Source organism: Trinickia sp. (assembly GCF_036503415.1).
GTDB lineage: Bacteria > Pseudomonadota > Gammaproteobacteria > Burkholderiales > Burkholderiaceae > Trinickia.
On the sequence record NZ_DASXWY010000006.1, the window covers coordinates 21,467 to 32,809 of the forward strand.

An 11,343-nucleotide genomic window follows, 5' to 3' on the forward strand; every position below is an offset into this window, starting at 1 on the left:
GTACGCACGTCATCGTTCGTTTGAATGCGAGTGGGCGCCGTGCGCCCGCTCCGTTCCGGCACCCGCGGAATTGAACGTCACTTGCCAAATAACAGCGCCGTGTATTTTTTCGAGATCGCGCCGCTGCGCTTGCCATTTTCGCCGTAGTAGCGATTGATGCGGCAGACACGCTCCTTTACATCGCAGAAAATACCGTTGGCGAACGTGAATTCGGTGAGGCTGAAATCGCCCTGCGAAAAAAGCCTCGTCGCTGCGTGCCCACCGAGGTAGCGCTCGGTCAGCGAGCGTGAAATGCCCTTGTCGTCCGCACACATGAATCGATCGCAGAGCACGCCTGGTGCCCGCAGTTGTACCGAGCCGGACGTGCCCGCATTCGCGCACATTGCCCCTGCGAACCATAACGGCGCCAGGCAGGCGAGATGAATTCGTTTGTTCATAAGGACAACCGCCCTCGTCTTGCTATACCGATCCCGCTCAGGGAAACAAAGGACACCATCAGCAGGGCAACGATGCGTTTCATATCCGATGGCCCGGCGAATGAGAACGTCTCGATTCTAACGATGCGCATGCGCGCGCCGACCCATGGATATTTATAGGTTTTCTGGACTACCCAGAGCAAGCGGCAACGCTGCACACATTCCGTCTCTAGAACGGTTCCACAATCTGGGCCACCTCGATCGGTTCCGTCCGCATGAATGGCGACCTTCCTGCCATGTTCACCGTTTTCCGCCGCTCGGGCAATCTGACGAACCTTTCTTTACGAACCCACTCGCGCTCGCGCTAGACTTCGATTCGGCCGATAACAGGAATTGAGTCGTGGAAACGTTTGAATGGATCATCGTACTGTTGATCGCGGCGGCGTTTTTGGCGGAACTGGCTCGCAGAATCGGTGCACCGTACCCGACGCTGCTCGCGCTCGGGGGCGCGGGCGTGGCATTCCTGCCCGCCAGCCCGAGATGGACGCTCGACCCGCAACTGGCGCTGGCCCTGTTCGTTGCCCCGGTTCTGCTGGACGCCGCCTATGACACATCGCTTCGGGACCTTCGTGCGAACTGGCGCCCGGTAGCCGGGCTCGTGATCGCCGCGGTGGGTACCACCGTGGTCGGCGTGGCGCTGGCCTGTCACTGGCTGATGCCGGGCATGCCGTGGGCCATCGCGGTTGCCGTGGGCGCCATCGTGGCGCCGCCCGACGCGGCAGCCGCTACTGCCGTCATGCGCCAGGTGGGACTGCCGCAACGGGTGCTGAATGTGCTCGAAGGCGAGAGCCTGCTCAACGATGCAAGCGCTCTGTTCATCTACCGACTCGCGCTGACCACGCTTGTTGCCGGGCCGCTGAGCTTCGGCGATTACATGCCGATGTTCCTGCTCACGGTATTCGGCAGTATTGCGGCCGGGATCGTTTTGGCAATCGTCTTGCGACCGATCACGACCGCCTCGGACCATGTGGCCATCTCTTTGATCCTGCAGTTCGCTTTCACCTTCGCCGTTTGGATACTCGCGGAAAAAGTCGGCCTCTCCGGCATTTTGACGATGGTGGCGTTCGCGATGACAATGGCGCGCGGCGGCGGTCCGCGCATCCCTGCGCGCATGCGTGTGCCGATCCTTGCAGTCTGGGAGGCTGTGGTCTTCGTCTTGAACGCACTCGCATTCGTATTGATCGGCATGCAGCTGCGGCCGATCTGGGAGCGCCTGGGCAGTGGAACGGGCACCCCGCGCATCGATGCCGTCGTTGCCGCGATCGTCGTACTCGGCGTGGCCATCGCTACGCGGTTCCTGTGGGTCATGGGCTACAGCGCGCTCGTGATGTTTCAGAACCGGAAGGCCAGTCCCGTGACGCGCAAGAACCGCTCGTGGGGAGCCGGGCTCGTTGTCTCATGGGCGGGAATGAGAGGCATCGTGACGCTTGCCGCGGCATTCGCGGTTCCGCAGACGCTGCCCAACGGTTCGCCGTTTCCCTACCGCGACATCATCTTGCTGTGTGCGTTCGTGGTCGTCTTCGGGACCCTCGTGCTTCAAGGCCTCACGATGAAACCGATCATCCGGCTGCTGAAGCTGTCCGACGACGATCCCGTTGCCAAAGAGGTGCGAACCGGCCGGACCTTGATCTATCAGGCACTGCTCGATTCGATCGAAGCGGACGACTCCATGCACGCGAAATTGCTCAGAAAGGAGTATCAAGCCGTCGTCGAGCTCAACGCGAGCCACGATCACGGCAAACCGCTGAACGAGGTGCCCGGTGGCCCACTGAGGCGCAAGGCGATCGACGCTGCGCGCCGCAAGGTTATCGACCTTCGCAACGAGGAAGTCATCGGCGACCAGGCCTACCGCACGCTCGTGCAAGAGCTCGATTGGGCCGAATTGTCGGCCGGCGGCAACGGGTAGTGCGGCAAACAGGCAGTTGTGCGATGCTTGCTTCAAAGGGAAGACGAGCAGGCGGCCCGGTATGAAAGTACTCATTGTCGAAGACGATGCGGCGATCGCCGCCAACCTTTACGACTATCTGGAAAGCGACGGGTACGACGTCGATATCGCGTCCAATGGCAACACAGCGTTGCGCATGGCGCTTGACGAAGTGTGGGACGCAATCCTGCTCGACCTGTCGCTGCCGGGCATCGACGGGTTGACGCTGTGTCGCAAGTTGCGCACGGAGGCCCACCGCGACACGCCCGTCCTCATGCTGACGGCAAGAGACACGCTCGAGGACAAGCTGCAGGGGTTCACGGAAGGCACCGATGACTACCTCGTCAAACCGTTCTCGCTCAAGGAAGTGGGCGCGAGACTGAGCGCCCTCGTCAAGCGTTATCGAGGCCAGGTCGCAACGATGGAGCTGAGCTTCGCCGATCTGCGTCTCGATCTGTCGACGATGACCGTCCAGCGCGCCGGCAGGCCCGTCCGCCTCCCGCCCAAATGCCTGCACCTTTTGCGCGTCATCATGCAGGCCCCCAACCGTGTGTTCAGCCGCAGCGAACTCGAAATGGAAGTATGGGGCGAAGCGCTTCCTGACAGCGACACGCTGCGCGCACATATCTATATGTTGCGTAAAGCGTTGAGCGAACCTGGAAAAGTCGATCTCATCGAAACGGTCCACGGCCTCGGGTACCGACTCTCCGCGAGCGACAGTCATGCGACGTAGCTTGCGCTTCAAGGTCGCGCTTGCTTTCTCGGCGCTCATCGTCGCGTTGCTGTTCGCGCAAGCGTTCGGCGTGAGGACGCTCGCCGAAGCTCAGGAAGAAAGGCTGATCTCGGCACTGATCCGTGACGACATGGCCAATGTCCTCAAGAGCTACGATGCCGATCCAACGCTACTCCCGCCCTTCGATGCACGCCTGGACGGATACGTATCCGCGCCGGATCGCTCTTCTGCCGCCCTGACGGCTTCGATGAAGGCTCTGCCGATCGGCATTCATCAGATCATCGTCGATGGGCGGGAGATCCATATCGCGATCGCGCCTTTCGGTAGGGCCCGTCTTTACCGCATCTACAACTTCAGTATCTACGAGCAGCATTTCAAGGAAGCGATCGACTTCCTGATGGCGGGCACCGGCCTCTTCGCGTTGCTGACGATCTGGCTGTCGTATGGCCTGTCGGGACTATTGGTACGGCAGGTGGCAGGCCTCGCAAGGCAGGTCAAGACGCTCAAACTGGGTCGCTCGGCGCCGATCCACCCTGGTAAATATGACGAAACGGAGCTCGTCGGATTGGTCGACGCCTTCAACGACTATCATCGACGCATGGCCGAGATGATCGAACGCGAGAAGGCATTCACGGGCAACGTGAGCCACGAACTGCGCACGCCGCTGACGTCGATCAAGACGAGTTGCGAGTTGCTCGAACATGACGCGTCGATCAGCGGCAAATCGCGCACGAGGCTGCAGCAAATCGAACGGGCCGCGGACACGATGCGCGAAACCGTCAACGCCTTGCTGATGCTCGCCAGAGAAGAAACGGAGCAGGACGCGGAGCCGGTGGCCGTGGCGACGCTTATCGAGTCGACGCTGATGCCATTTGCCGGTCGCCTGGCCGAAAAGGAATTGAAGACAGTCATCGATGTCGATCGGCGAGTTCGCCTCCTAGCCAATCGGTCGGCCTTCGCGATCGTGCTATCCAACGTGGTGGACAATGCGGTGCGGCACACCGAGCATGGGCGCATCCGGTTTTCGTATGGCGACGGCTGGCTGCATATCGACGACACCGGTTGCGGCGTCCCGGCACAGGCACTGCCGCACGTGTTCGATCGGTTTTATCAGGCCGCCGCGCAGGAACCCACTGCGCGCGGCGCCGGAATCGGCCTGTCGATCGTCAAGAAGATCTGTGACCGGTACCGCTGGTCCGTCGAACTGACGAGCGAGCCGGGGCGCGGCACCCGCGTGTCGTTGCGTCTGCCGCAAGCCGACTCCGCAGCGATACAGCCAGGCGGCGATGCAGCCCTTTATTGACAAAAACTTCACAAGGCGCCGCGTAGCATCGACATCCGTAGCCGCGGTTTGAATCCGAGCGGCAGCACCGACGGATGCACGAATGCGCCGAGTACTACTGATGACGTTCGCGATGCTGAGCGGCTGCGCGGCGTATCACGCACAGCCACTCGCACCGGCCGCGCTCGCCCGGCAGTTCGAGCAGCGCTCGCTCGCAAGCGAACAGTTGCACGCATACGTCAGCCGCGAGATGGGCCGTGATATCGCTCCGTGGCCGCCCACGCGTTGGACCCCCGAAACGCTGACCCTCGCGGCGTTCTATTACAGCCCCGCGCTCGACGTGGCGCGCGCGCAGTGGGAAACGGCGAAAGCCGGCATCGAAGTGGCCGATGCAGTGCCCAATCCCGTGCTCCAATTGCCGTTTCAGTACAACGCGCCCAACCCGGGTCCCGGTTCTCCCTTTACCCTCGGCGCCGCACTCGATATCCCGATCGAGACTGCCCATAAACGCGGATATCGCGTCGATCAAGCGTCGCACCTTTCGGAAGCTGCGCGGCTGAATATCGCCAATGAAGCATGGAAGGTCAGATCGCGTGTATGGGCAGCCCTCGTTGCGCTTTATGCCGCACGCGAACAGAGCGGCTTCCTGAACAAGACGGCCGCAGCTGAGCGGCAAATCGCCGAAATGAGCACGAAGCGCCTCGCGGCGGGCCAGTTCTCGCAGCCGGACGTCGATGCAGCGGTTCTCGCCGATACCAAAGCGCAAGCTGACCTGGCCGCCGCACGCAGCGCCGAAGAGGACGCGCGCGCAGCTCGCGGCGGCCATCGGCCTGCCGATCGCAGCACTCGACGGCGTCGAGGTCGATCTCGAAACCTTCGGTACCGCACCGGCTGCCCTGCCTCCGGCCGAAGCGCGGCGCGACACCATCTTCCATCGCGCCGATCTGCTCGCGTCGCTTGCCGACTACGCCGCAGCCGAATCCGCGCTTCAGCTCGAAGTAGCTAAACAGTATCCCGACATTCACCTCGGGCCCGGCTATACGTACGACACGGGCACGCACAAGATCGCCTTCGGCCTGGCCGGCATCACACTGCCGATCTTCGATCGCAATCAAGGCGGCATTCGCGAAGCCGAGGCCAAGCGCAAGGAAGCGGCCGCCCGCACGGCCGCGGTGCAAGACACGCTGCTCGGCGATCTCGACCACGCTCTCGCGCATTACCAGGCGAGTCTCCAGGCGCTGCGGCTGTCCGACGCGCATCTGGCCCACGCCCGCAAACAGCTCGAGGCTCGGCACGCGGCGTTTTCAGCCGGCGACGCAGACCGTCTCACCTACACTCAGGCGCTGGCCGACTATCAAGTCAGCGAACTCTCCCGCCTCGATGCGCTCATCGCGGTTCAGCGGTCCGTGGGCGCGCTCGAAGACGCACTGCAGCAGCCCCTCGCGCACGCAGCGGCAAGCCGCAGTCCGAATGAAGCGATGCCGCCATGAAACCCAAACTCGTACTTATCTTACTGATTTCACTCGCGTTGGCGGGCGGCGCCGGATGGTACATCTCCAGGACGCTCGCCGCTCAGGGTGCCTCCATGACCGCTCCCTCCAAACAATCGGCCGAGCACCCTACCGTGCAGATCGTGAATGGCGAAACCGTCGTGATCGTTCGGCCCGCCATCCAGCGAGCAAGCCATATCGCGGTCTCCCCGCTTGCTGCTGTCACCGAGCGATCGTATATCAGCGCTTACGCCACGGTCATCGATTTGCAACCGCTCTACGATTTGCATGATCGCCGCGCAACCGCGAAGGCGGACCTCGACGCGCTCACGGGACAGGCGGCCGCGTCGCGGGCGCAATACGAACGCAGCCGCGTCCTGTTCGCCGACGATCGCAATATTTCGCAAAAGAGCCTGCAGGATGCGCGCTCGGCCATGCAGGCCGATGAAGCCAAGCTGCAGTCGGCCAGGGCGGCCCTCGCGGGGCTCGATGCAACGTTGCGGCAGCAGTTCGGCGACGCGCTCGCAAACGCGGCAGCCGCGCCGGCATCGGCGTTGTTCGAGCGATTACAGTCAGGTCGGGCGGCCGTGCTGCGCGTGACTTTGCCCGCAAGCGGCGGCGACACCGCACCGGTCGAGATCGCGGTACAGCTTCCCGATGGGCAGCCAGTACAGGCGCACAGGCTGTCCGCCTCCGCGCTTGCCGACCCCGCCGTGCAAGGCAGCCCCTGGCTCTACGTCACCGAGCGGATGCTCCCGGCCGGTCTGCACACGAGCGCAAACGTGTCGATGTCGGACCATACGGTGTCGGGCCTGCTGATTCCGGCACAGGCCGTGGTCTGGTATGGCGGCCAAACCTGGGCCTATGTGCGCACATCGCCCGATCGCTTCACGCGGCGCTACGTGTCGAGCGACGACGAACGGGACCAGGGCTTCGTGGTGACTTCGGGGTTTCGCGCGGGCGAGCAAATCGTCACGCAAGGCGCTCAGTTACTGCTCTCGGAGGAGCTCAAGCCTCAGGGCATCGCTACGGCATGCAAGGACCCGCCGGAGTGCGACGACTGATTGGCTTCTCCACGTTCACGGCCTGTCCACGCGACCTCACTTCCCATGCTCAATGCGATCATCCGCTTCTCGCTGCGCTTTCGCGGCGTCATCTATGCGCTCGCGGTCGTCGTCGCCGGCTACGGCCTCTTTAGTCTGACGCGCGCGAAGCTCGATGTGTTTCCCGAATTCGCCCCGCCGATGAGCCAGGTCCAAGCCGAGGCACCGGGCCTGACGAGCGAACAGGTCGAGGCGCTCGTGACGCAGCCGATCGAAAATGCCCTGGGCGGCATGGTCGGTCTGCAATCGATGCGTTCGCGATCGATGCAAGGCCTATCGGCGATCACGCTCGTCTTCAACGATCGTACGGATGTCATGCAGGCACGGCAGCTCGTCACCGAGCGTATCAACGGCCTTTCCGCCAGCCTTCCCGCCGGCGTTGGCCCACCGCGGCTTTTGCCGCTCACGACCACGACGAGCGTCGTACGGACGATCGGGTTGACATCGAAAACGCGCTCCCTCATAGCGCTCTACGACGTCGCGCAATGGACGGTAACGCCGCAGTTGCTCAGCGTGCCAGGCGTGGCTGATGTCATCGTATTCGGCGGCGCACCTCGTCAAATGCAGATTCAGGTGGATCCGGCGAAGCTGATGCGCTACGGACTGTCGCTCCAGGATGTCATTGCCGCGGCTCGGCAGTCGACTGGCGTACGGGGTGCGGGCTTCGTCGAAAACGACAATCAGCGGATCGCCGTGAATGCCGACGGTCAGATCGCCACGCCTTCAAAGCTGGCCGGTGTCGTGCTGCGCTCCAGTAACGGGGCGGCGATCCATCTCGGCGACGTCGCCAATGTCGCCTGGGGTACCGCGCCGTCCGTGGGCGCTGCATCGATCATGGGCACGCCCGGCATCATGTTGCAGCTGGAAAGCCAGTACGGCACGAACACGATGGCAGTCACGCGCGATATCGAAAGCAAGCTCGCCGCGCTCCAACCCGAGCTGACGCGCGAAGGCATCAAGGTGACCGCAAACGTCTTTCGGCCTGCCGACTTCATCGAGGCCGCGATTGGCCATCTGCGTGCAGCGCTCATCGTCGGGGCTGTGCTCGTGATCGCTGTCTTGTTTCTGTTCCTGCTCAACGTGCGCACCGCCGCGATTTCCGCAGTGGCCATCCCGATTTCGCTGCTCGTTGCGGTCATCGTTCTGACCTCGTTCGATGTGAGCCTGAATACGATGACGCTCGGCGGCCTCGCGATCGCGCTCGGCGAAGTGGTTGACGACGCAATCGTCGACGTCGAGAACATTTATCGGCGATTGCGGATCAATCGCACCTTGCCGGTACCGCTTCCGGCGCATCAAGTGGTACTGCGCGCCTCGCTCGAGGTCCGCAGTGCCGTGGTGTTCGCGACTTTCATCGTGATGTTGATTTTCCTGCCCGTGCTGACGCTGACCGGCGTGGGCGGAAAACTCTTCGCTCCGCTCGGCGTGGCTTACATTCTCGCCGTCCTGGCCTCCCTTGCCGTGGCGCTGACGCTTACGCCGGCAATGGCCCTGGCGTTGCTGAGCCGCGGACCGCTACCTGAACGCGAGCCACGCCTGATCGCCCGGCTGAAAACGCGCTACACGACGCTATTGAAAACGGTCGAAGAGAATGTGAAGACCGTCATGGCGGTCGTGGCGCTGTTGTGCGTCGCTGCTCTGGCGACGCTGCCGTTCATGAGCGGCAACTTCATCCCGCAATTGCGCGAGGGCAATTACATCGTTCATATGGGCCTTGCTCCCGGCACATCGCTCGAAGAATCGATGCGCGTCGGTACGCTCGTGTCCCAAGCATTGATGCAGGTGCCGGGTGTGCGCCTCGTGGCGCAGCGGGCCGGCCGCGCCTACGGCGTCGTCGATCCGGCCGGTGTGCAGTTGTCCGAGTTCGAGGTCGATCTCGATCCCATGAGCGCAGCCAATCGAGATCGAACACTCTCCCGGATTCGCCAAACCCTCACGCGCTTCCCCGGTTTGACCACTTCAATGAACACGTTTCTCGTCGAACGCATCGACGAAACCATTTCGGGCACGACGGCACCTGTCGTCGTGAATGTTTTCGGCAACGATCTCGATGTCATCGATCGAACAGCGGCGGACATTGCACGCGTCATCGGAACGATTCGGGGCGTGGCGAACGTCCGGGTGGAATCGCCATCTGGCATCCCCCAGTTCGACGTAAGGCTGGAGCCCGACGAATTGAGTCGATGGAGCCTCAAGCCGGTTGATGTGCTCGACGCGATTCAGGCGGCCTATCAGGGCACCACCGTATCGCAGATCTATGAGGGCAGCCGAACCTACGACGTGGTCGTGCAACTCGCACCGGCAGCTCGCAGAACGGTCTCGGATCTCCGCATCATGAGGGTACGCAATGCAGAGGGACTGGCCGTGCCTTTGCAGGCAGTCGCAACGATCCGCGAGGTCTCGGGCCGCTATCAAATCGCGCATGACGGCGGACGGCGCATGCAAACCATATCGGTCGATCTCGGCAGCCGGCCGGTGAGCGATTTCGTGAAGGAGGCACAGGCCCGCGTGAGCCGCGAAGTCAGGATGCCACCGGGCACCTACGCCGTCTTCGGCGGCGAGAGCGAGGCGCGCGCACGAGCGCAGCGGGATATTCTCGCCTACGGCTCGATTTCGCTGATCGGCATCACGTTGCTGCTTTTCCTCGCGCTCAAAAGCCGCCGCGCGGTGCTGCTCGTCATGATCAACTTGCCGTTCGCACTCGTGGGCGGTGTCCTGAGTGTCTTGCTGACGGGCGCCGATCTTTCGCTTGGCAGCATGGTGGGCTTCATCACGCTCTTCGGCATCTCGTTGCGCAATTCGATCATGCTCATCAGCCACTACGAGCACCTGGTACATATCGACGGCTTGCCATGGAACGTCGAGACCGCCGTGCGCGGCGCATCGGAACGGCTGGTTCCGATCATGATGACCGCGCTGGTCACTGCGCTGGCGTTGCTACCGCTCGCGGTCACGAGCGGCGCCGCCGGCAACGAGATCGAGGGACCCATGGCAATCGTGATTCTCGGCGGTCTGATTACGTCCACCGCGCTCAATCTGATCGTTCTGCCGATGCTCTCGTTGCACTATGGGCGGTTCGAACGGGATGATATCGCGTGAGAACGCGCGCTCGAACCGATCCGGTCGCGCCCGGCGCGGCTGCTTCAACGCCCTCCTCGCGAGTACGGCGTACAGCGTTCGCCGAGTGCCGCGGCTTTTCGCCGGCTGCCTACCGCGGCGCAGCCGCGCGCACTACGCTGGCGGCACCGAAGATTTACTTCGAAGCGTTCTCCTCCCGCCGCCAAGTGCGCGGCGATCGGCTCCTTTGGTATGAGTCGGCCCGCATAGACAATCGTAATGCCCATCGACCGCCCGACCCTGCCGACGACAACGGCACCCATGGATTCGCCCTCCGCTCACGGCTCTCATGGCGACGACCGCCCTGCATCGAGACCATCCGGGTCACCCGAGCCATCCGGGTCGTCCGGCAACCGCACGCCGCCGAGCGGACCGCTGGCCGTGCTGCGCACGCGCCCGCGCGAGGCGCACGCTACCCCGGGTGGGCATCAAGGCGGCGACGCATTCGGCAGCGGCAATGTTGGTTCGCACCCTGAGCTGCAACCGATCGCGCGTGGCCCGCGCTTTCAGCGAGCGCTGACTCGGCAATTCGACAGGTTGAGGTTGCAGGACCGCGCAGCCATTTCAGCATCTCGCGATACCGACGACGCGCATTCGTCATCGAGCGGCTCAATGACGTCGAGCCGGCGATCCGAGCGCAACACAGACGATGCGGACGACGATTTTCTCGTGCTGGCCGACTCCGCACTCAACGGCACGCCGAACTTCTGGTCCGGCGGCGCGCGTCGCGCCGAACGGCAGCAGATGTTGTCGGAGTGGGTTGCACTATCGAGCATTCCGGCCGATGCACACGCGCTCGCCGCCGGCGCGGAAGAATTGCGCAGGCAGGCGGAGACGCTTCATCCGATCACGTTCGCCACGGACTTCGGCGATGCCCTGCGGGCCTTCCACCCCCTGGAGCAGTTGCCCAAAACGGTATTCGAATGCGAGGATGCGGCACGAGCCTGGCAGATCGCGGCCGATCAATACCGCGCTGCAATCGATTTGACGCGCAAGGTCGGCGCAGCCGCCGCAGACGTCGGGAAGCTCGACGAAGCGGCCGCGCATTGCGAGGCTCAGACAGCGCGACTGATCGTCAAGGCTTCGCTGCTGACCGCCATGACCCACTTCAAGCGAAACCGGCATGCTTTCGCAGTGGGCAATCCGCGAGCCCTGGACGCGGTGCTGAAACCATTGCGCACCGCGCTCGAACACTGCGAGGCGGATTCGCTTCGCGCG

General features: G+C 63.2%; 9 protein-coding genes. 8 read left to right on the forward strand and 1 reads right to left on the reverse strand.

The window, feature by feature from the left end; all coding sequences use genetic code 11:
• Positions 1-77: 77 nt before the first annotated feature.
• A complete protein-coding gene (locus tag VGL01_RS00905; protein ID WP_331566159.1) occupies positions 78-383 on the reverse strand; it encodes a YcgJ family protein in 306 nt (101 codons plus the stop codon).
• Positions 384-816: 433 nt separating this feature from the next.
• Here VGL01_RS00905 and VGL01_RS00910 point away from each other — a divergent pair, with 433 nt between their 5' ends.
• From VGL01_RS00910 to VGL01_RS00945, 8 genes are all read left to right on the forward strand, one after another.
• Positions 817-2,382 carry a Na+/H+ antiporter gene (locus VGL01_RS00910; RefSeq protein WP_331566140.1) on the forward strand — a complete coding sequence of 522 codons (1,566 nt, stop codon included), beginning with the start codon at positions 817-819 and terminating at the stop codon, positions 2,380-2,382.
• Positions 2,383-2,443: 61 nt separating this feature from the next.
• A complete protein-coding gene (locus VGL01_RS00915; RefSeq protein ID WP_331566142.1) occupies positions 2,444-3,133 on the forward strand; it encodes a response regulator transcription factor in 690 nt (229 codons plus the stop codon).
• Positions 3,123-4,436, forward strand: coding sequence for a HAMP domain-containing sensor histidine kinase (locus VGL01_RS00920; protein ID WP_331566144.1), 1,314 nt, complete (start codon positions 3,123-3,125; stop codon positions 4,434-4,436). The genes VGL01_RS00915 and VGL01_RS00920 overlap by 11 nt, the downstream gene beginning before the upstream one ends.
• Positions 4,437-4,665: 229 nt before the next feature.
• Entirely contained in the window at positions 4,666-5,421 is a 756-nt protein-coding gene (locus VGL01_RS00925) for a TolC family protein (RefSeq protein ID WP_331566161.1), read from the forward strand.
• The gene (locus tag VGL01_RS00930) at positions 5,360-5,905 is read left to right on the forward strand and encodes a TolC family protein (RefSeq protein ID WP_331566162.1); all 546 of its coding nucleotides are present in this window, start codon (positions 5,360-5,362) and stop codon (positions 5,903-5,905) included. Before VGL01_RS00925 ends, VGL01_RS00930 begins: the two co-directional genes overlap by 62 nt.
• Complete coding sequence (locus VGL01_RS00935) at positions 5,902-6,969, forward strand: metal transporter (RefSeq protein WP_331566146.1); 1,068 nt, start codon at positions 5,902-5,904, stop codon at positions 6,967-6,969. Before VGL01_RS00930 ends, VGL01_RS00935 begins: the two co-directional genes overlap by 4 nt.
• A 45-nt stretch (positions 6,970-7,014) precedes the next feature.
• A complete protein-coding gene (locus tag VGL01_RS00940) occupies positions 7,015-10,107 on the forward strand; it encodes an efflux RND transporter permease subunit (protein WP_331566148.1) in 3,093 nt (1,030 codons plus the stop codon).
• Between the two features lie 630 nt (positions 10,108-10,737).
• The coding region (locus tag VGL01_RS00945) for a hypothetical protein (protein ID WP_331566150.1) at positions 10,738-11,343 on the forward strand (606 nt) is incomplete at its 3' end.

Excerpts from the sequence above, each read along its gene's own strand:
- VGL01_RS00940 (WP_331566148.1), top strand. The coding sequence starts at position 7,015 with ATGCTCAATGCGATCATCCGCTTCTCGCTGCGCTTTCGCGGCGTCATC.
- VGL01_RS00905 (WP_331566159.1), bottom strand. The coding sequence starts at position 383 with ATGTGCGCGAATGCGGGCACGTCCGGCTCGGTACAACTGCGGGCACCA.
- VGL01_RS00915 (WP_331566142.1), top strand. The coding sequence starts at position 2,444 with ATGAAAGTACTCATTGTCGAAGACGATGCGGCGATCGCCGCCAACCTT.
- VGL01_RS00920 (WP_331566144.1), top strand. The coding sequence starts at position 3,123 with ATGCGACGTAGCTTGCGCTTCAAGGTCGCGCTTGCTTTCTCGGCGCTC.
- VGL01_RS00925 (WP_331566161.1), top strand. The coding sequence starts at position 4,666 with ATGGGCCGTGATATCGCTCCGTGGCCGCCCACGCGTTGGACCCCCGAA.
- VGL01_RS00935 (WP_331566146.1), top strand. The coding sequence starts at position 5,902 with ATGAAACCCAAACTCGTACTTATCTTACTGATTTCACTCGCGTTGGCG.